General features: G+C 74.5%; 20 protein-coding genes. 12 read left to right on the forward strand and 8 right to left on the reverse strand.

Annotated features, from left to right (window positions below):
- Positions 1 to 38: 38 nt before the first annotated feature.
- Positions 39 to 719: a helix-turn-helix domain-containing protein gene (locus tag AB0927_RS02725; protein ID WP_366665666.1), complete on the reverse strand. Its 681-nt coding sequence runs from the start codon at positions 717 to 719 to the stop codon at positions 39 to 41.
- A 101-nt stretch (positions 720 to 820) separates the two neighbouring features.
- Here AB0927_RS02725 and AB0927_RS02730 point away from each other — a divergent pair, with 101 nt between their 5' ends.
- Together AB0927_RS02730 and AB0927_RS02735 are read left to right on the forward strand one after the other, a co-directional pair.
- Positions 821 to 1,372 (forward strand): NAD(P)H-dependent oxidoreductase, encoded by a 552-nt coding sequence (locus AB0927_RS02730; RefSeq protein WP_366665667.1) that lies wholly within the window; start codon positions 821 to 823, stop codon positions 1,370 to 1,372.
- Between the two features lie 168 nt (positions 1,373 to 1,540).
- Positions 1,541 to 2,500 carry an alpha/beta hydrolase gene (locus tag AB0927_RS02735; RefSeq protein WP_366665775.1) on the forward strand — a complete coding sequence of 320 codons (960 nt, stop codon included), beginning with the start codon at positions 1,541 to 1,543 and terminating at the stop codon, positions 2,498 to 2,500.
- Positions 2,501 to 2,533: 33 nt separating this feature from the next.
- Here the strand turns inward: AB0927_RS02735 and AB0927_RS02740 are convergent, their stop codons facing one another.
- Positions 2,534 to 2,962, reverse strand: a complete 429-nt coding sequence (locus tag AB0927_RS02740; protein WP_366665668.1) for a hypothetical protein — start codon at positions 2,960 to 2,962, stop codon at positions 2,534 to 2,536.
- A complete protein-coding gene (locus AB0927_RS02745) occupies positions 2,959 to 3,690 on the reverse strand; it encodes a helix-turn-helix domain-containing protein (RefSeq protein WP_366665669.1) in 732 nt (243 codons plus the stop codon). The genes AB0927_RS02740 and AB0927_RS02745 overlap by 4 nt, the downstream gene beginning before the upstream one ends.
- Positions 3,691 to 3,784: 94 nt before the next feature.
- On the opposite strand from AB0927_RS02745, the gene AB0927_RS02750 reads away from it, so the two are divergent.
- Together AB0927_RS02750 and AB0927_RS02755 are read left to right on the forward strand one after the other, a co-directional pair.
- Positions 3,785 to 4,207: a hypothetical protein gene (locus AB0927_RS02750; protein ID WP_366665670.1), complete on the forward strand. Its 423-nt coding sequence runs from the start codon at positions 3,785 to 3,787 to the stop codon at positions 4,205 to 4,207.
- Between the two features lie 170 nt (positions 4,208 to 4,377).
- The gene (locus tag AB0927_RS02755; RefSeq protein WP_366665671.1) at positions 4,378 to 4,830 is read left to right on the forward strand and encodes a type II toxin-antitoxin system PemK/MazF family toxin; all 453 of its coding nucleotides are present in this window, start codon (positions 4,378 to 4,380) and stop codon (positions 4,828 to 4,830) included.
- An 18-nt stretch (positions 4,831 to 4,848) separates the two neighbouring features.
- On the opposite strand, the gene AB0927_RS02760 is transcribed toward AB0927_RS02755, so the two are convergent.
- Positions 4,849 to 5,670 (reverse strand): TIGR02452 family protein, encoded by an 822-nt coding sequence (locus tag AB0927_RS02760; RefSeq protein ID WP_366665672.1) that lies wholly within the window; start codon positions 5,668 to 5,670, stop codon positions 4,849 to 4,851.
- A 275-nt stretch (positions 5,671 to 5,945) separates the two neighbouring features.
- Between AB0927_RS02760 and egtA the strand changes: the two genes are divergently transcribed.
- Genes egtA through egtD form a run of 4 tightly spaced genes read left to right on the forward strand, consistent with a single transcriptional unit; the run spans position 5,946 to position 10,352 of the window.
- Complete coding sequence (egtA, locus tag AB0927_RS02765; RefSeq protein ID WP_366665673.1) at positions 5,946 to 7,280, forward strand: ergothioneine biosynthesis glutamate--cysteine ligase EgtA; 1,335 nt, start codon at positions 5,946 to 5,948, stop codon at positions 7,278 to 7,280.
- Positions 7,277 to 8,614 (forward strand): ergothioneine biosynthesis protein EgtB, encoded by a 1,338-nt coding sequence (gene egtB, locus AB0927_RS02770; RefSeq protein WP_366665674.1) that lies wholly within the window; start codon positions 7,277 to 7,279, stop codon positions 8,612 to 8,614. The genes egtA and egtB overlap by 4 nt, the downstream gene beginning before the upstream one ends.
- Complete coding sequence (egtC, locus tag AB0927_RS02775; protein ID WP_366665675.1) at positions 8,614 to 9,393, forward strand: ergothioneine biosynthesis protein EgtC; 780 nt, start codon at positions 8,614 to 8,616, stop codon at positions 9,391 to 9,393. Before egtB ends, egtC begins: the two co-directional genes overlap by 1 nt.
- Complete coding sequence (gene egtD, locus AB0927_RS02780; RefSeq protein ID WP_366665676.1) at positions 9,390 to 10,352, forward strand: L-histidine N(alpha)-methyltransferase; 963 nt, start codon at positions 9,390 to 9,392, stop codon at positions 10,350 to 10,352. The genes egtC and egtD overlap by 4 nt, the downstream gene beginning before the upstream one ends.
- A 29-nt stretch (positions 10,353 to 10,381) precedes the next feature.
- Here egtD and AB0927_RS02785 read toward each other — a convergent pair whose 3' ends face one another.
- Complete coding sequence (locus tag AB0927_RS02785) at positions 10,382 to 11,638, reverse strand: extracellular solute-binding protein (protein WP_366665677.1); 1,257 nt, start codon at positions 11,636 to 11,638, stop codon at positions 10,382 to 10,384.
- Positions 11,639 to 11,932: 294 nt separating this feature from the next.
- On the opposite strand from AB0927_RS02785, the gene AB0927_RS02790 reads away from it, so the two are divergent.
- The gene (locus AB0927_RS02790; RefSeq protein ID WP_366665679.1) at positions 11,933 to 12,148 is read left to right on the forward strand and encodes a dodecin; all 216 of its coding nucleotides are present in this window, start codon (positions 11,933 to 11,935) and stop codon (positions 12,146 to 12,148) included.
- 22 nt (positions 12,149 to 12,170) lie between these two features.
- Here the strand turns inward: AB0927_RS02790 and AB0927_RS02795 are convergent, their stop codons facing one another.
- Positions 12,171 to 12,662: a hypothetical protein gene (locus AB0927_RS02795; protein ID WP_366665680.1), complete on the reverse strand. Its 492-nt coding sequence runs from the start codon at positions 12,660 to 12,662 to the stop codon at positions 12,171 to 12,173.
- A 56-nt stretch (positions 12,663 to 12,718) separates the two neighbouring features.
- On the opposite strand from AB0927_RS02795, the gene AB0927_RS02800 reads away from it, so the two are divergent.
- The 3 genes from AB0927_RS02800 (at position 12,719) to AB0927_RS02810 (ending at position 16,369) form a co-directional block, all read left to right on the forward strand.
- Entirely contained in the window at positions 12,719 to 13,726 is a 1,008-nt protein-coding gene (locus AB0927_RS02800; RefSeq protein WP_366665681.1) for an LLM class flavin-dependent oxidoreductase, read from the forward strand.
- Positions 13,727 to 13,811: 85 nt separating this feature from the next.
- A complete protein-coding gene (locus AB0927_RS02805) occupies positions 13,812 to 14,006 on the forward strand; it encodes an antitoxin (RefSeq protein ID WP_366665682.1) in 195 nt (64 codons plus the stop codon).
- A gap of 29 nt (positions 14,007 to 14,035) precedes the next feature.
- A complete protein-coding gene (locus AB0927_RS02810) occupies positions 14,036 to 16,369 on the forward strand; it encodes an excinuclease ABC subunit UvrA (protein WP_366665683.1) in 2,334 nt (777 codons plus the stop codon).
- On the opposite strand, the gene AB0927_RS02815 is transcribed toward AB0927_RS02810, so the two are convergent.
- Both AB0927_RS02815 and AB0927_RS02820 read right to left on the reverse strand, forming a co-directional pair.
- Positions 16,359 to 17,198, reverse strand: a complete 840-nt coding sequence (locus AB0927_RS02815; protein ID WP_366665684.1) for a lysophospholipid acyltransferase family protein — start codon at positions 17,196 to 17,198, stop codon at positions 16,359 to 16,361. The two genes, AB0927_RS02810 and AB0927_RS02815, sit on opposite strands and share 11 nt — an antisense overlap.
- Positions 17,195 to 17,968, reverse strand: a complete 774-nt coding sequence (locus tag AB0927_RS02820; protein ID WP_366665685.1) for a GNAT family N-acyltransferase — start codon at positions 17,966 to 17,968, stop codon at positions 17,195 to 17,197. The genes AB0927_RS02815 and AB0927_RS02820 overlap by 4 nt, the downstream gene beginning before the upstream one ends.
- Positions 17,969 to 18,208 lie beyond the last annotated feature (240 nt).

Below are 18,208 nucleotides of genomic sequence, written 5' to 3' on the forward strand. Positions count from 1 at the left end.
GCCGTTCGGAGACCGGCGCAGGGCCGTTGGGCCCCTGGTCAGGCGGGTGGCTGAGTGCGCGTCACCCGCGCGACCAGGTCCAGCCAGGCCGCCTCCAGACGCGCCATGGGCATCCCGCGCTGCCGGGTCAGATGGTGGATCAGCGCCGGGTCGAGCGAGGCCAGCAGGGTCTGGGTCAGCAGCTCGCAGTCCCCGTCCGGCACGATCTGGCGCAGCAGCATGGCGACGTGGGTGCGCAGCGCCTGGACCGCGGGATGGGAGAAGCGGCGGCAGGCCTCGGGCTGGGCGGCGAGTTGCAGCTCCAGGTGCTCGGCCGAGCGGTAGAGCACCGCGATGCCGAACGCCCGCAGCCGCTCCAGGGGCGGCGCCCCGGGGCCGAGCGGCGGGGGTCCGCCGAGGAAATCGGCCTGGAGCTGCCGGCCGGAGTGGTCGAGCAGGGCCATCAGCAGCCCCGTACGGTCGCCGAAGCGGCGGAAGACCGTACCCTTGCCCACTTGTGCGGCCGCGGCGACGGCCTCCATGGTGACTCCGGCCACGCCGTGCTCCGCGATGAGGCGGGCGGCGGCCTCCAGCAGCCGGGCCCGGTTGCGGGCCGCGTCGGCGCGCAGACAGGGCTCCTCGGAGGCCGTGCCGAGCTCCAGGAAGGTGGGCGCGTCGGAGGGCTCCTGCGGCATCGGGAAGGGCTGCGGCGCGCTGGACATGAAGACAGCGTAAAGCACGGGGAACAGAACTGGACCCCGGTCCGGTTTGAGTGGTAGAAATTTAAACGGACCTTGGTCCGGATCGTTTCTACGATGTTTCAGCCCCCTGGAGTTTCCCCATGTCTGTTCGTATCCTCGCGCTCGTCGGCAGCCTGCGTGCCGGTTCGCACAACCGTCAGCTGGCCGAGGCGGCCGCCAAGCTCGCCCCCGAGGGCGCCGAGGTCGTGCTCTTCGAGGGCCTGGCCGACGTGCCCTTCTACAACGAGGACGTCGACGTCGAGGGCAGCGTCCCGGCCGCCGCCGCGGCCCTGCGCGAGGCCGCCCAGGGCGCCGACGCGTTCCTGCTGTTCTCGCCCGAGTACAACGGCACCATGCCGGCCGTCCTCAAGAACGCCATCGACTGGCTGTCCCGCCCCTTCGGCGCCGGCGCCTTCGGCGGCAAGCCCGTCGCCGTGATCGGCACCGCGTTCGGCCAGTACGGCGGCGTGTGGGCGCAGGACGACACCCGCAAGTCGGTCGGCATCGCCGGCGGCAAGGTGATCGAGGACATCAAGCTGTCGATCCCCGGCTCCATGACCCGCTTCGCCGAGACGCACCCGGTCGACGACGCCGAGGTCGCCGCCCAGCTCTCCGAGGTCGTCGCGCGCCTGCACGGCACCACGGCCGCCTGAGCCTCACCCCGTACCGCCCGTGGGGGCCGGAGCCGAACGCGCTCCGGCCCCCACGGGTTTTCCGGCATCCGGGGCAGGGCCGCGCGCCGTGCCCGACTTCCGGGGCCGGTCGGGGGTATGCGGACGATGGCCGTACGGCCGTGCCCCGTGAGCCCCGAGGAGGAAGCAGTGCCCCTGGTCCCGCCCCCGTTCGACCCCGAGCTGGCCGCGTGCCTGGAGTCGCTCGGGGACGCGGCCGCGCCCGGCTTCCGCCTGACGGACCTCGCCGCGGTCCGGCGGGGCACCTGCGCGGGATCGCCGGACCTCACCCTGGACGGCGCCTTCGAGGTGAGCGAGCACGCGGTGCCGGGGCCGCCGGGCGCCCCCGGGGTCCCGCTGCTGGTCTGCCGCCCGGCGGATACGGCGGTCCCACTGCCGGTGCTCTACCACGTGCACGGCGGCGGCATGATGGCCGGCACAGACCGGGCCGGGGTGGAGGTGCCGCTGGACTGGGCGAGGGAGCTGGGCGCGGTGGTGGTGTCGGTCGACTACCGGCTCGCCCCCGAACACCCGCACCCGGCGCCGGTCGAGGACGTGTACGCGGGCCTCGTCTGGACCGCCGGGCACGCGCCGGATATCGGCGGCGTCCCGGAGCGGATCGTGGTCGTGGGCGCCAGCGCGGGCGGCGGGCTCGCGGCGGCCGCCGCCCTGCTCGCCCGGGACCGGCGAGGACCGCGCCCGCTCGGGCAGTTGCTGATGAGCCCGATGCTGGACGACCGCAACGACACCGTCTCCAGCCGTCAGATGGCCGGCACCGGACTGTGGGACCGCACCGCCAACGAGACCGCGTGGACGGCCCTGCTGGGTGCGCGCCGGGGCGGCCCGGACGTCTCCCCCTACGCGGCCCCGGCCCGCGCCGCCGACCTGTCGGGCCTGCCGCCGGCCTACCTCGACACCGGCTCGGCGGAGACCTTCCGGGACGAGACGGTCGCCTACGCGTCCCGCCTCTGGGCAGCCGGTGGCGCGGCCGAACTCCACGTCTGGCCGGGCGCGTTCCACGGTTTCGACGCGCTGGCCCCCGAGGCGGCCCTGTCCCGCGCGGCACGGGCGGCCCGGCTCGGCTGGCTGCGGCGGCTGTTGACCCGGTGAGACGCGGGCCCGCCGGGCCGGCCGGGTGACGGGTCAGACCGTGAGCAGGCCGATGCCCAGGACGAGCAGGGCGGCCACCTTGAGGAGCTCCAGGGCCACGTACCAGAGGTGGCTGCGGGAGCGGGGCAGGTCCTCTCCCGCGAGGACACGGTCGGAGCGGCGGTTCAGGTAGGGGCGGACGGCGGCCAGCTGGGCCAGGAGGAGTACCGCCGCGGCCACCGTCGGGCCGATGATCCGGGCGGGGGCGCCGTGCACCGCGACGGCGACGATCACCACGACCGCGAACACCGCCTCGACGGTGTTCAGCGCCCGGAACACCAGCCGGCCGATGCCGAGCCCGACGGGGATGGTCACCCCCGGGGCGCGGAACTTCAGCGGCGCCTCCAGGAAGGAGATCGCCAGCACCATCCCGAGCCAGACGAAGGTGATGGCGGTGGCGACGGCCGCGGACGCGGTGTTCATCGGTGAGTTCCCTTTCTCGTGTCCCGTGGTGCGGGGCCCGCAGCGCTCAAGTGGGCGTGGCAGGAGTCGGGTTCGGCGAACGGCTCCAGACGGGTGGCCGTCAGCGGCGCGTCGAGCCGGTCCAGGGCGCCCTGGATCAGGCCGAGATGGAGGGGGCAGATCAACTCGCCGTGTTCTTCGGCGAGTTCGAGGAAGGGGCAGTGCCGCAGCCGGATCCGTTCCGGGATGTCCGGCTCTTCCCTCCCCGGTGCGGGCTCCGGCTCGAAGCCCAGGTCGGCGAGGAGCGTGAGGAGCCGGGCGACCGACCGCTCGGCCGTCGCCCGCTCGAACGGGGGCGGCGGCTCCACCAGGAAGCGGCCCCATTCACGGCCCGTCTCCATGGCCTCCCCGCGCGCCTCGGCCGGATCCGCGGACGCCCAGCGGCTGAGCAGCATCCGCGCCAGCAGCAGGTACCCGCGCGCACCGCCGCGGTCCATGCCGGGGCGGGGGGTGTAGACGGTGCGCGGCCGGCCAGGGCCCGCGGGCGCCTCGGCCCGGCGCTCGACCAGGCCGTCGGCCACCAGGGCGTCCAGGTGGAAGCGGACCGTGTTGGGGTGCACGCCGAGCCGCTCGGCCGTCTCGGTCACCCCGAGCGGTGTGGGCGCGGCCCGCAGCGCGTCCAGCACGGCACGCCGGCGCGGGCTCTCCCGCGGGGTCGTCCGCGCCGGGTCGGTCCCGTCCGCCGTCACTCGGGCACCCCTCTCACCTGCGCGTATTTTTCACGAATCCTACGTGTGGAAATTGTACGCTGGAGCCCGGAAACCACGACTGCGAGGGGTGCAGATGACGTCAGAGTCCGCGGCCGACAGTGGATCGGCGAAGCAGGCGGAGCCGGTTCCGCGGCTCCTGTGCGATGCGCGGGAGCTGGCCGCGGAGCCGCCGGTGCCATCCGGCGTGCTGTGGAAACTCGCCGAGAGCGGGCGCCAGCTGGACGCCAACGTCGTGCGGATCGCGCCGGGCGGGCGGATCGCGGCGCACGCGGAGGCGCGACTCGATGTGCTGCTGCTGGTCGTGGCGGGGGACGGGGTGCTCGGCGCGGGCGCTCAGGAGGAGGCGCGGCCGGTCGCCGAGGGTGCCCTGGTGTGGCTGCCGCGCGGATCCACCCGCAGCATCAGCGCCGGGGAGCGGGGCCTGACCTATCTCACCGTGCACGGCCGACGGCCCGGCCTGGGCATCACCGCCCGGCCCGCCGACGGACCGGCCTGACCCGCATCCCGCCGACGGACCAGCCTGACCCGCATCCCGCCGACGGACCGGCCTGACGCACATCCCGCCGACGGCCGGCCCCGGCCATATGCGGACCGATCCGGACATGAGCCAACCCCGGTCCGGCAGGCGCCCGTTGCACCCTCAGGAGGGGCCACTAGGGTGCCCCCGTGAGCACGTTTACCGACACCGATGAGAACACCCCCGGCCGCCATGGCCCGCACGCCACCACCGAGGCCGACCCGCGCGAGGTCGGCCGGGTGCGCACCGAGTACTCCCCGGCCCACGACGGCGACCCGGACCCCGGGGAGATCGTCTGGACCTGGGTGCCGTTCGAGGAGAACGACGGCCGGGGCAAGGACCGTCCGGTGCTGGTCGTCGCCCGCGAGGCGGCGGGCACCCTGCTGGCCGTGCAGCTTTCCAGCAAGCGGCACGACGGCGACCGGGAGTGGGTGGCCATCGGCAGCGGCCCCTGGGACCGCTCGGGCCGGGACTCCTGGGTGGACGTGGACCGGGTGCTGCGGCTGTTCGAGGACGGCATGCGCCGGGAGGCGTGCGCGCTGGACCGGATGCGGTTCAACCTGGTCCGGCAGCGGCTGCACGAACGCTACGGCTGGACCTGACGGACGGCGCCGCGGGACTCAGACGCCGGCCCGCGCGAACGCTCGCAGGAACGCCTCCCGCACCGTCGCCCCCGGCGTCCGGTCCAGTACGCCGAACACCACCTGCTCGAAAGTACGCTCGAACCGGCCCCCGGGACCGAGCAGGCCCCGGAACGCCCCCGCGACCCGCGCCGGTTCGTTCTGGAAGACACCGCAGCCCCAGGCGCCCAGCACCAGCCGCCCATACCCATGGGCCACGGCCGTCTCCAGGACCCGCTCGGCCCGGCTCGCGAGGGCGGCCGGGACCTCGGCGGCGCGCTCCGGCGCCGTACGCCGCAGCACGCCCGCGTTCGGGGCGGCGGCGGTGAGGAAGCCCGCGCGGTAGGGCTCGGTGAGCAGCCGCCCGCGGTCGTCACGGAAGACGGGGACGCCCGGGGCGTGGATCACCCGGTCGGAGTAGAGCGGGTCCCGGTCGGCGCGGTGGTGGTCGTAGAACTCCCGGGCCCGCAGCAGGCACGTGTACAGCGCGGAGGCGCGGCACAGGGCCTCTTCCTGGGCCTGCGCGCCGTTCAGATAGCCGCCGCCGGGGTTTCTGGCCGAGGCGAAGTTCAGGACGGCGACCGGGGCGCCGGCCAGCCGGCGGGCCGCTTCCAGGCTGCTCTCGCCGGTCACCTCGACGACCGTGTCCACGCCGGGCGCCGGTGGCACCGGGACCGGCCCGGGTCCGTACATCCGGGTGCCGGCCCGGGCTGCGGCCGTCGCGTCCGCGAGGGACACCTCCCGGCCGTCCGGGGCCCGGTAGCGGCCCGCGGCCACGATCCGTTCCGTCTCGGCGGCGATCCCGCGCAGGCGTGCGCTCATGGCGCCACCCCCGTGGGCGCCACGACCGCGGCCCACGCGGTCTCCCCCGTTGTGCTCATACGGTCATCCTGAGTGATGCTGGTGAGGCGGTGCAACGGAGTTTCCCGGCCCCGGAGCCCGCCGGAAAGGCACACGGTCACCCCGACGACCCGTCCGGAACGCCTGAAAGGGCGCTCTTGTGCGATCCGGCACAAGGGTCTTGGGTGGGACGAGTGCCGGCCCGGCTGACCGAACGCCGGACCGGAGACATGGTGGAATCTCAGGAGGATCCCGACATGTCCGATGCGATAAACGGCGGTGGCGACTGTACGGGGCACCGCACAGCCGTCACCGAGGCCGAGGTGGACGCCCTGATCCAGGGCATCTGCTTCAAGACCGGCCCGCCCCGCACCCTCGGTGTGGAGCTGGAGTGGCTGGTGCGGGAGCGGGGCCGGCCGCAGCACCCCGTGCCACCCGAACGACTTCGCGCGGCCTACGCGGCCGTACGCGCCGTACCCCTCGGGTCGGCGCTCACCGTGGAACCCGGCGGCCAGCTGGAGCTGAGCTCGCCGCCCGCCGCCTCCCTGATGGAGTGCGTCGGCACCGTCTCCGCCGACCTCGCGGCCGTACGCGCCGTCCTCGCCGAGGACGGGCTCGCCCTCGTCGGCATCGGCCACGATCCCTTCCACCTGCCGGACAGGTTCCTGCACGAGCCGCGCTACGACGCGATGGAGACCTGTCTGGACCGCACCGGCCCGGCCGGCCGGCACATGATGCGTGCCTCCGCCTCCGTGCAGGTCTGCGTGGACGCGGGCCACGAGGAGCCCGGTCCGCTGGGCCACGGGCGGCGCTGGTGGCTGGCACACCAGTTGGGCGCGGTCCTGGTGGCCGCCTTCGCCAACTCCCCGCTGATCGGGCGGCTGCCCACGGGCTGGCTGTCCACCCGGCAGCTGATGTGGATGGAGATCGGCACCGACCGGGCCGGCGCGCCCCCGCTGCACGAGGAGCCGCGGTCCGCGTGGGCCCGGCACGTCCTGGACTCCCCGGTGATGTGCGTGCGCCGGGACGACGGGCCCTGGGCGGTGCCCGAGCGGCTGACCTTCCGCGAGTGGACGCTGCGGCACCAGCCCCGGCCGCCCACCCGGGCGGACCTCGACTACCACCTGACCACCCTCTTCCCGCCGGTCAGACCGCGCGGCCACCTGGAACTGCGGATGATCGACGCGCAGCCGGGCGAGGACGGGTGGATCGTGCCGCTCGCGGTGACGGCGGCGCTGTTCGACGATCCCCAGGCCGCCGAGACCGCCTACCGGTGCGTGAAACCCCTGGCCGAGCGGACGCTGAACCTGCCGGCCCCGCACAACCCGCTGTGGACCGAAGCGGCCCGGCGCGGGCTCGCCGACCCGGAGCTGCGGGAGGCGGCCGCCGTGTGTTTCGCCGCGGCGCTGGACGCCCTGCCCCGGCTCGGGGCCACCACCGAGGTGACGGACGCCGTCGCGGGGTACCTGGAGCGCTATGTCGCCCGGGGCCGCTGCCCGGCCGACGACCTGCTGGACGCGCTGCCCGGCACCCGCCCCGCCCCGGCCGGGAGCGGCCCCGCCGCCCACGGCAGGAAGGACATCCCCTCATGACCGTCCCCAAGGCCGACACCACGACCACGGAGCCGGACACCGAGGCCCTGCGCGAACGCGCGCTGGCCTCGCTCACCACCGCCCGGGACCGCACCACCTTGCTGACGACATGCGTGGACGAACCCGATCTCACCGCGCAGCACTCGCCGTTGATGTCCCCGCTGGTGTGGGACCTCGCCCACATCGGCAACCAGGAGGAGCTGTGGCTGCTGCGCGCGGTCGGCGGCCGGGAGGCGATGCGCCCGGAGATCGACGGCCTGTACGACGCCTTCGAGCACCCGCGGGCGGAGCGGCCCTCGCTGCCGCTGCTGCCGCCCGCGGAGGCCCGGCACTACGCGGCCGAGGTGCGCGGCCGGGTGATCGACGTCCTGGCGTCCGCCGATTTCCGGGGCACCCGGCTGACCGAGGCCGGATTCGCCTTCGGCATGATCGCGCAGCACGAACAGCAGCACGACGAGACGATGCTGATCACCCATCAGCTCCGCACGGGCCCGCCGGTCCTGACCGCGCCGGACCCGGAGCCGGGAGCGCCGTTCACGGGTCCGGCCGAGGTGCTCGTCCCCGGCGGCCCGTTCACCATGGGCACCTCCGCTGAGCCGTGGGCGCTGGACAACGAACGCCCCGCGCACCCCCGGGAGGTGGCGCCGTTCTGGATCGACACCACCCCGGTGACGAACGCGGCGTACCAGGCGTTCATCGAGGACGGCGGCTACGACACCGAGCGCTGGTGGGCGCCGGAGGGCTGGGCGCACATCCGGCGGCACGGCATCGCCGCGCCGCTGTTCTGGCACCGGGACGGCGACCGCTGGCTGCGCCGCCGCTTCGGCACCACCGAGGCGGTCGCGCCTGACGAGCCGGTGCTGCACGTGTGCTGGTACGAGGCCGACGCCTACGCCCGCTGGGCCGGGCGCCGGCTGCCCACGGAGGCGGAGTGGGAGAAGGCCGCCCGGCACGACCCGGCCACCGGCCGCTCCCGGCGCTACCCCTGGGGCGACGCCGATCCGGCGCCGGAGCACGCCAACCTCGGCCAGCGGCACCTGGGTCCCGCCCCGGCCGGCAGCTACCCGGCGGGTGAATCACCCCTCGGGGTGCGGCAGTTGATCGGCGACGTATGGGAGTGGACGGCGAGCGACTTCCTGCCGTACCCGGGGTTCCAGGCGTTCCCGTACAAGGAGTACTCGCAGGTGTTCTTCGGCTCCGACCACAAGGTGCTGCGCGGCGGTTCGTTCGCCGTGGACCCGGTGGCCTGCCGGGGCACGTTCCGCAACTGGGACTACCCGATCCGGCGGCAGATCTTCTCCGGGTTCCGCACCGCCCGCTCGGAGGACGACTGATGTGTCGTCATCTCGCTTATGTAGGGCCGCAGTTGCCGCTGGGCCGGCTGCTGGTGGAGCCCCCGCACAGCCTGTTCCGGCAGTCGTGGGCGCCGCGGCGCCAGCGGTACGGCACGGTCAACGCCGACGGATTCGGGGTGGGCTGGTACGCGCCCGGCGACCCCGCGCCCGCCCGCTACCGGCGGGCCGGGCCGATCTGGGCGGACCTGTCCTTCGCGGACCTGGCCCGGGTGGTGCGCTCCGGCGCGGTGCTCGCCGCCGTGCGGGACGCGACCCTCGCGGGGGCGGACGCGGAGGCCGCGGCGGCGCCGTTCGCCGCGGGGCGCTGGCTGTTCAGCCACAACGGGGCGGTCGCGGGCTGGCCGGACGCGGCGGCGCCCCTGGTGGCCACGCTGCCCCCGGTCGACCTGCTGTCGCTGCCCGCGCGAAACGACTCGGCATTCGTCTGGGCCCTGGTACTGCACCGGCTGCGCGCCGGGGCCGGCCCGGACCGGGCCCTGGCCGAGACCGTGCGCGAGGTCGCGCGGGCGGCCCCCGCCTCCCGGCTGAACCTGCTGCTGACGGACGGCACCACCATCGCCGCCACCGCCTGGGGCGACAGCCTCTGGTACCGCACGGAGCCCGGCCTGGGCACGGTCGTCGCCTCCGAGCCGTACGACGACGACCCGCTGTGGCGGGAGGTCCCCGACCGGACCGTGCTCACCGCGGACAGCACCGGAGTGCTGCTCGCCCCGGCGGCGGAACCGGCCGTCGCGACACCTAAGGAGCCCTGCACGTGAGCCCTCTGCACGTCACCCGCACCCTCCCCGAGGACGCGACGGATGCCGCGCTGCGCGCCGATGTCGAGCGCGGCCTGACCGACGACCCCAAGTGGCTGCCGCCGAAGTGGTTCTACGACGCCCGGGGCAGCGAACTCTTCGACAGGATCACCGAGTTGCCCGAGTACTACCCGACCCGCGCCGAGCGGGAGATCCTCGCCGCCCGGTCCGGCGAGATCGCCGCCGCGAGCGGCGCCCGGACGCTGGTCGAGCTGGGCTCCGGCTCCTCGGAGAAGACCCGCTATCTGCTCGACGCGCTCACCTCGCTCACGGCGTACGTCCCGGTCGACGTCAGCGAGAGCGCGCTCACCCAGGCCGGGCGGGCGCTCGTCGCGGAGCGTCCGGGCCTCGAAGTGCACGCCCTGATCGCCGACTTCACCGCGCCGCTCGACCTGCCCGCGACCCGGGGCCCCCGGCTGCTGGCCTTCCTCGGCGGCACCATCGGCAATCTGCTGCCCGCCGAGCGTGCCGCGTTCCTCGCCTCGGTGCGCGCCCTGCTCGACCCCGGCGACGGGCTGCTGCTCGGCACCGACCTGGTCAAGGACGAGCGGGTGCTGGTCCGGGCGTACGACGACGCGGCCGGGGTGACGGCCGCGTTCGACAAGAACGTGCTCAACGTCGTCAACCGCGAACTGGGCGCCGACTTCGACCCGGACGCCTTCGAGCACGTGGCGCTGTGGGACGCCCGCCACGAGTGGGTCGAGATGCGGCTGCGCTCGCGCACCGCGCAGACCGTGAAGGTGCCCGCGCTGGACCTCGCGGTCGAGTTCGCGGCGGGCGAGGAGCTGCGCACCGAGGTGTCGGCGAAGTTCCGCCGGGAAGGGGTGAGCCGGGAACTGGCCGCCGCCGGGATGGAGCTGACCCACTGGTGGACGGACGCACAGGACCGGTTCGCGCTGTCGCTGAGCGTGGCGCGGTGAGCCGGGGGCGTCGGAGGTGAGCCGGGGCGTCAGAGGTCCGGGGTGAGTTCCCCGGTGATCCGGCGGGACGCCCGGCGGGCCTCCGTCGCCGGGTCGGCCCCGTTCAGCACCCTGGTCATGTACTGCTTGATCGGGTTGTCGGCCTCGACGTCCGCCCACTGAGGGGTGTTGGGGGTCGCCCGGCCGTGCGCCGCGCCCACGGCCATGGCGGCGACCCCCTCCTCGCCGGAGACGGCGTCGGCCAGCGTGGTCTTGTTGGGCACGTAGTTCATGGTGCGGGCGAGTTCGGTGTCCCACTTGGTGCCGGTGAGCGCCCCGACCACGGCGGTCGCGGCGAACTGGTCCTTGGTGTGATCCGGGATGACGAGGTCGGAGCCGCCGGTGAACACGGCACCGGGCCGGGCCGCGGTCGGTCCGGGCACCGGGAAGAAGCCGAGTTCGTCCTTGAGTTCGGGGTTCTGCCGCACGATCGACTGGGCGAGCCCCGGCACGGCGACGATCTGCGCCACCTTGCCGCCGGCGAACACCCCGGCCTGGGGCGGGTGTTCCTCGTCGGCGTCCTTGGGCCCGTCGCCCAGCGACTGAAGCCGCCGGTAGAAGTCCATGCCGCGCAGCGCGGCCGGGGTGTCCAGGGTGCCCTTCCACTGGTAGTCGTCCACCTTCCGGGCGAGGTCGCCGCCCTCGTCCCAGACGAAGCCGGAAAGGGTGTACCAGTCCTGCCCGGCGAGGTAGATCCCCTGGTTGCCGCCGGAGTCGAGCTTCTCGGTGTCCGCGAGCCATTCGGCGCGGGTGCGCGGCGGGCGGGCGATGCCGGCCTGGGCGAACAGGTCCTTGCGGTAGATGACGACGCGGTTGGCCGCGTACCAGGGGACGCCGTACTGCTGGTTGCCGACCTTGCCGGGCTCGGCGAGGCCCGGCAGCCACTTGTCCTTGTCCCAGTCGCGCATCGACTCCAGCGTCAGATCGGCCAGCCCGCCGCCGTCGGCGTACAGCGGTACCTGGGTGTTGCCGACCTCGATCACGTCGGGCCCGTCGCCCGAGGTGCCCGCGAGCGCCTTGCGGACCTTGGCGACGATGCCGGTCCAGTCCTGGATACGGATGTCCAGGCGCAGGTCGGGGTGGGTGTGCTCGAAGTCCGCGGTGAAGCGGTCGAGGAAGTCCGCCGAGGCGCTGTCCTTCATCAGCCACACGGTGACGGTCTCGCGCTGATGGGTGCCGGGCAGCATCCCGCAGCCGCTGACGAGGCAACCGGTGACACAGCTGAGGGCGAGCAGACGTCGTCTCACGAGGGGTCCTGTTCTGTCTGGCATGGCGGATGCGCACAGGGGTGGGGCCCGACGTGGGGGGACGAGCACACGCGCTCGTACGGGTGTGACTGGATTTTGGTCTGGACCAATGCCGAGGTCAAGGGCTGTCGCGGATCACGTGCGGTGACGACCCCTACGCCGTGCGGAGCGGGCCGGGATGCGGCACGGTGGAGTACGGCGTGTCCCCCGGCCATAGGGTCTTTCGTTTGGATCAGGCCGGATCAGGGCCCGCGAGCCCGGCACGATCCAAACGAGAGGCCCTAGGAGCCTTTGATGACGAACCACACCTACCGGGTCACCGAGATCGTCGGCACCTCGCACGAGGGCCTCGACCAGGCCATCCGCAACGGCATCGCGCGGGCCGGCCAGACGCTGCGCAACCTGGACTGGTTCGAGGTGACGCAGGTCCGCGGCCAGCTCGAGAACGGGCAGATCGAGCACTACCAGGTGGGCCTGAAGGTGGGCTTCCGCATCGAGGACGGCGACTGACCGCCCCGCCGCCGCGCCCCTCTCAGGTGCGGCCCTCCTTCTCCTGGGCCTCCCTCAACGCCTCGGACCCCTCGGCCCAGCGGGCCCGCACCACGGTGAATCCGGCGCGCTCGGCGTCGTCGCACACCAGTGCGTCGTCATCCACGAGGAACCGCACCTGGCGGTCCCGGGCGAGCCGGCGCAGCGTCGCGAGCTTGGTGAACCGGGCCGGCCTGCGGTCCGCGTCGCCCCGCATGTGCAGGTCCCCCGCGGGCAGTTCGTGCGCGGCGAGCCAGTCCAGGGTGTCGCGGCGGTAGCGCTCCGGGCGGCCGGTGAGATAGACGATCTCGCACTCCCGCGCGCTCCGACGGGCCAGCCCGACGCCCTCGGCGAGCGGCGGGTCCGCGGGCGCGGCGGCGAAGAACCCGTCCCAGTCCTTGGGCCGGCCGCGCAGAAAGTGCTGCCGGTGGGCGGTGTCCGCCAGGGTGTTGTCGAGGTCGAACACGGCGATCGGCCGTACGCTGCTGTCGCTCACACCAAAACCCTAGTCACATGCGGGAATCCGCGGACCGCAGGTGCGTTGAACCACGAGTGAGCAGTTCATCGATCGCCCGGATACGGTTCTCCGTCCTCGACCGCTCCCGCGTCCGGCAGGGGCGCCCGCCCGCCGAGGCGCTGCGGGAGACCGTGGCGCTGGCGCGGGAGGCGGAGGCGCTCGGCTACCACCGGTTCTGGGTCTCCGAGCACCACGGCGTGCCGGGGGTGGCCGGGTCCGCGCCGACCGTGCTGGCCGCCGCGGTGGCCGCCGCCACCCGGACGATCCGGGTGGGCACCGGCGGGGTGATGCTGCCCAACCACCGGCCGCTGGTCGTCGCCGAGCAGTTCGGGGTGCTGGAGTCGCTGTTCCCGGGGCGCATCGACATGGGCCTCGGACGTTCGGTGGGCTTCACGGACGGGGTGCGCCGGGCGCTCGGCCGGGGCAAGGCGGACGCGGAGGACTTCGGCGCCCAGCTCGGCGAGCTGCTCGACTGGTTCACCGGCGCCTCCCCGACGGGGGTGCGCGCCCGGCCCGCGGACGGCCTGCGGGTGCCGCCGTTCGTGCTGGCCCTGGGCGAGGGCGCGGCGATCGCGGCGCGGGCCGGGCTGCCCCTGGTCATCGGGGATCTGCGCGACCGCGAGCGGCTGCTGCGCGGCGTCGACCGCTACCGCGCCGCCTTCCGCCCCTCCCCCTGGGCGGCGGAGCCGTACGTGGTGATCTCCGGGGCGGTCGCGGTCGCGGACACCGAGGAGGCGGCGCGGCGGCTGCTGGTCCCGGAGGCCTGGTCGATGGCATACGCGCGCACGCACGGCACCTTCCCGCCGCTCGCCCCGGCCGAGGAGACCGAGGCCCGCGCGATGACCGCGCGCGAGCGGGAGGCGTACGAGGGCCAGCTCGCCGGACAGCTCGCGGGCACGCCCCCGCATGTCGCCCACGAGCTGGAGACGGTGCTCAAGGAGACCGGTGCGGACGAGGTCCTGGTCACGACCAGCAGCTACGACCGCACGGCGCTGCTGGACTCCTACCGGGCGCTGGCCGCCCTCTTCGCGCCCGCGCCCTGACGCCGGGGCGGCGCCCCGAGATGCGAGGCGGGCCCGGGACGGTGACCCTGGGAGGGCAAGGACGCCATCGACGAGGAGGACCGCCATGTCCTTCATGGATAAAATCAAGGGCATGCTCAAGGGCCACGAGGACATCGCCGACAAGGGCATCGGCAAGGGCGGCGACTACGTCGACCAGCGCACCGGCAACAAGTACCAGAAGCAGGTCGACACCGCTCAGGACAAGGCGCGGGACGAGTTCGGCACCCGGCAGGACCGGGGCAACCCGCCGCAGCCCTGACAGGTGGGGGCGGATAAGGTGTGCTTTCCATGCACCCCAGCCCCCATGATCCCTATGTCCGCGTCCGCGGCGCCCGTGAGCACAATCTCAGGGGCGTCGACGTGGACGTCCCGCGTGACGTACTGGCCGTGTTCACCGGGGTGTCCGGCTCGGGGAAGTCGTCCCTGGCGTTCGGCACGATCTACGCCGAGGCCCAGCGACGCTACTTCGAGTCGGTCGCGCCGTACGCACGCCGGCTGATCCACCAGGTCGGCGCGCCGAAGGTCGGGGAGATCACCGGGCTGCCGCCCGCGGTCTCGCTCCAGCAGCGCCGCGCGGCACCCACCTCGCGTTCCTCGGTGGGCACGGTCACCAATCTCTCCAACTCCCTGCGCATGCTGTTCTCGCGCGCCGGGGAGTACCCGCCGGGCGCGGAGCGCCTGGACTCGGACGCGTTCTCGCCGAACACGGCGGCGGGCGCGTGTCCGCGCTGCCACGGTCTGGGGCAGGTGCACGACACCAGCGAGGAGCTGCTGGTGCCCGACCCGTCGCTGTCCGTGCGCGAGGGGGCGATCGCCGCGTGGCCGGGCGCCTGGCAGGGCAAGAACCTGCGGGACATCCTGGACGCGCTGGGCTACGACGTGGACCGGCCCTGGCGGGAACTGCCCGCCGACCAGCGGCGCTGGATCCTGTTCACGGACGAGCAGCCGGTCGTCACCGTGCACCCGGTGCGGGACGCGGACCGTATCCAACGCCCCTACCAGGGCACGTACACGAGCGCCCGCCGGTATGTGCTCAAGACGTTCTCCGACACCAAGTCGCCGACCCTGCGCACCAAGGCGGAGCGCTTCCTGACCAGCACGCCCTGCGCGGGGTGCGGGGGCAGCCGGCTGCGGCCCGAGGCGCTGGCGGTGACCTTCGGCGGCCGCACCATCGCCGAGCTGGCCGCGCTGCCGCTGACCGGTCTCGCGGAACTGCTCGACGGCGGCGGCGAGACGGCCCGCGTCCTCACCGAGGATCTGAAGTCCCGGATCGCGCCGGTGGTCGAACTCGGCCTCGGCTACCTGAGTCTGGACCGCTCCACGCCCACCCTCTCGGCGGGCGAGCTGCAACGGCTGCGTCTGGCCACGCAGTTGCGGTCCGGGCTCTTCGGTGTGGTGTACGTGCTGGACGAGCCGTCCGCGGGACTGCACCCGGCGGACACCGAGGCGCTGCTCACCGTGCTGGACCGGCTGAAGGCGGCGGGCAACTCGGTGTTCGTGGTCGAGCACCATCTGGAGGTGGTGCGCGGCGCCGACTGGCTGGTGGACGTGGGGCCCGGCGCGGGCGAGCACGGCGGGCGCGTGCTGTACAGCGGGCCGCCGGCCGAGCTGGCGTCGGTCGAGGAGTCGGCGACGGCCGCCTTCCTGTTCGACGAGGCGCCCGGACCGGCGCGTGAAGTCCGCGAGCCGCGCGGCTGGTTGAAGGTCGGCCCGGTGACCCGGCACAACCTGCGCGAGGTGACGGCCGCGTTCCCGCTGGGCGCGTTCACCGCCGTCACCGGGGTCTCCGGCTCCGGGAAGTCCACGCTGATCGGCGAGTTGACGCAGGAGCTGGAGGGCGTCGACCGTCTGGTGCGCGTCGACCAGAGGCCGATCGGCCGCACCCCGCGCTCCAACCTGGCCACGTACACCGGCCTGTTCGACGTCGTACGCAAGGTGTTCGCGGCGACGGACGGGGCGCGCGAGCGCGGGTACGGCGTCGGGCGGTTCTCCTTCAACGTCGCCGGGGGCCGCTGCGAGACCTGTCAGGGCGAGGGGTTCGTCAGCGTCGAGCTGCTGTTCCTGCCGAGCACGTACGCGCCCTGCCCGGACTGCGGCGGCGCCCGCTACAACCCGCCAACGCTCCAGGTGGCGTACCGGGGGCGGAACATCGCCGAGGTGCTGGACCTGACGGTGGAGGCGGCGGCGGAGTTCTTCGCGGACGTGCCGGCCGCCGCCCGCAGCCTCGGCACGCTGCTCGACGTGGGCCTCGGCTATCTGCGGCTCGGCCAGCCGGCGACCGAGCTGTCCGGCGGGGAGGCCCAGCGGATCAAGCTGGCGAGCGAGCTGCAGCGCGGCCGCCGCGGCCACACCCTGTACCTGCTGGACGAGCCGACCACCGGGCTGCATCCGGCCGACGTCGAGGTCCTGATGGACCGGCTGCACGGACTGGTCGACGCCGGGCACACGGTCGTCGTGGTGGAGCACGACATGACGGTGGTCGCGGGCGCCGACTGGGTGATCGACCTCGGGCCGGGCGGCGGCGACCAGGGCGGCCGCGTCGTCGCCGCGGGGCCGCCGCAGCGGGTGGCCCGGGCGAAGGACAGCGCGACGGCGCCGTACCTGGCGCGCGTCATGCCGTAACCGCGCCGCCGGCGGCGGGGTGGCCGTCGACCAGGGCCGCGTGGGTCCAGGCCGGGCCGGAGGTGATCGGCTGGGCCGCCTCGGCGAGGGCGCGGCGGTCGGTGTGCGTGCCCGGCGCGATCACCGGGCACACCTCCACCTCGGCGACCAGTCCCCTGGTGCGGGCCACCCGCCACAGGGAGGCGAGCAGGGTGTCCGCGCCGACGAAGGCGGCCGCGGTGCCCGTCCCGCCGTCCTGGAGCCGGTACCGCAGGCGGACCGGCTGCACGGGCACCCCCGCGTCCAGCGCCGCCTGGAAGACGGCCCTGCGGAAGCGGCCGTGGGCGCGCCCGCACCAGGTGCTGCCCTCCGGGAAGGCGGCCACGGCGGAGCCCGTGCGCAGGGCGCCGGCGATCGACGCCACCGTGCCGGGCAGGGCGCGCAGCCGGTCCCGCTCGATGAACAGGGTGCCGCCGCGCGCGGCCAGCGTGCCCGCCACCGGCCACCGCCGGATCTCGGTCTTGCCGAGCATCCTGGCCGGCCGTACGGCGGTGAGCAGCGGGACGTCCAGCCAGGAGACGTGGTTGGCGACCAGCAGCAGCCCGCCGCCCGGTGCCGCGGCGCCGGTGACGCGCGCCCGCACCCCGATGGCCCGCACGAGGGCCCGGCACCAGCGCCTGACCCAGTCGGCGGGGATCCTCCCGCCGAGCGGGGACAGGGCGATTCCGGCCAGCAGCAGGGCGGTGACGGCGGTCAGCCGCAGCACGGCACGGGGTACGGCCACGGCGGCGGGCGCCGGTTCCACACAGGCGTCCGGGGTGCAGGGCGCGCTGGGCAGCCAGGCGCTCATCGACCCGGCACGAGGGAGAGGAAGTGCCGCAGATAGCGCGGATCGACCCGGCGCATCGACAGCAGCACGTACAGGTCGGCCACCCCGAACTCCGGGTCGTGCGCGGGCTCCCCGCAGACCCACGCGCCGAGGCGGAGGTAGCCGCGCAGCAGGGCGGGCAGTTCGGTGCGCCCGGCGGGGGCCTGGGCGTCGGGGGTCCAGGGCCGCAGCGGCCGTACCCGGAACTCCTCGGGCGCCAGGTGCCTGTCCCGCACCCGGTCCCAGGCGGCGGTGGCGAGGGCGCCGCCGTCGGCGAGCGGTATCGAACAGCAGCCCGCCAGCCACTCGTGGCCGCCGTCGGTCATGTAGCGGGCCAAGCCGGCCCAGATCAGGCCGATGACCGCGCCGTCACGGTGGTCGGGGTGCACGCAGGAGCGGCCGACCTCGACCAGTCCCGGCCGGATCGCGTGCAGCGCGTCGAGCGCGAACTCGCCCTCGGAGTACAGCCGTCCGGCGGCCGCGGCCCGCTCGGGCGGCAGCAGCCGGTAGGTGCCGACGACCTGCCCGGTCGTGGTGTCGCGGACCAGCAGGTGGTCGCAGTGGGCGTCGAAGGCGTCGATGTCGTGGCCCGGCCGCGGGGTGGCGAGGACGGCACCCAGCTCCCCGGCGAAGACGTCGTGCCGCAGCCGCTGCGCGGCCCGCACGTCCTCCTCGTCGCGGGCGAGCGCGACGGTGTAGCGGGCGGGTGCCGCGGGCTGCGGGGGACGGTCGAGGGTGGGAACGCCGGTCATGGCTCTCTCCTGTCACGGGGCCGGTTCGGCGGCGGCGGGCCGGTGGTTCACGGCCCGCCGCTCCTGTTCTTCCGACGCCGGTCGACCGGCGCGTGACGGAGGCGGGGAGAGCGGATGTGGGGATGCTGAACGGCCGGGTACGGCTGGTCGGCCGACGCCGGACGAGCGGCGCGCGGTGCCGTGGGAGCGCGGGAAACACGAGACGGGGCCGGATGAGCACCAGACTCCCGGCCCCGCCCG

This window comes from Streptomyces sp. NPDC048106, assembly GCF_040706415.1.
In the GTDB taxonomy this organism is placed as follows: Bacteria; Actinomycetota; Actinomycetes; order Streptomycetales; family Streptomycetaceae; genus Streptomyces.

Bases quoted from the DNA above. Each gene is read 5' to 3' on its own strand.
- AB0927_RS02740 (WP_366665668.1), bottom strand. From the start codon at position 2,962: ATGAACACCGCGTCCGCGGCCGTCGCCACCGCCATCACCTTCGTCTGG.
- AB0927_RS02815 (WP_366665684.1), bottom strand. From the start codon at position 17,198: ATGAGCGCCTGGCTGCCCAGCGCGCCCTGCACCCCGGACGCCTGTGTG.
- AB0927_RS02730 (WP_366665667.1), top strand. From the start codon at position 821: ATGTCTGTTCGTATCCTCGCGCTCGTCGGCAGCCTGCGTGCCGGTTCG.
- AB0927_RS02760 (WP_366665672.1), bottom strand. From the start codon at position 5,670: ATGAGCGCACGCCTGCGCGGGATCGCCGCCGAGACGGAACGGATCGTG.
- AB0927_RS02790 (WP_366665679.1), top strand. From the start codon at position 11,933: ATGACGAACCACACCTACCGGGTCACCGAGATCGTCGGCACCTCGCAC.
- AB0927_RS02810 (WP_366665683.1), top strand. From the start codon at position 14,036: ATGCACCCCAGCCCCCATGATCCCTATGTCCGCGTCCGCGGCGCCCGT.
- AB0927_RS02750 (WP_366665670.1), top strand. From the start codon at position 3,785: ATGACGTCAGAGTCCGCGGCCGACAGTGGATCGGCGAAGCAGGCGGAG.
- AB0927_RS02805 (WP_366665682.1), top strand. From the start codon at position 13,812: ATGTCCTTCATGGATAAAATCAAGGGCATGCTCAAGGGCCACGAGGAC.
- egtC (WP_366665675.1), top strand. From the start codon at position 8,614: ATGTGTCGTCATCTCGCTTATGTAGGGCCGCAGTTGCCGCTGGGCCGG.
- egtB (WP_366665674.1), top strand. From the start codon at position 7,277: ATGACCGTCCCCAAGGCCGACACCACGACCACGGAGCCGGACACCGAG.
- AB0927_RS02820 (WP_366665685.1), bottom strand. From the start codon at position 17,968: ATGACCGGCGTTCCCACCCTCGACCGTCCCCCGCAGCCCGCGGCACCC.
- egtA (WP_366665673.1), top strand. From the start codon at position 5,946: ATGTCCGATGCGATAAACGGCGGTGGCGACTGTACGGGGCACCGCACA.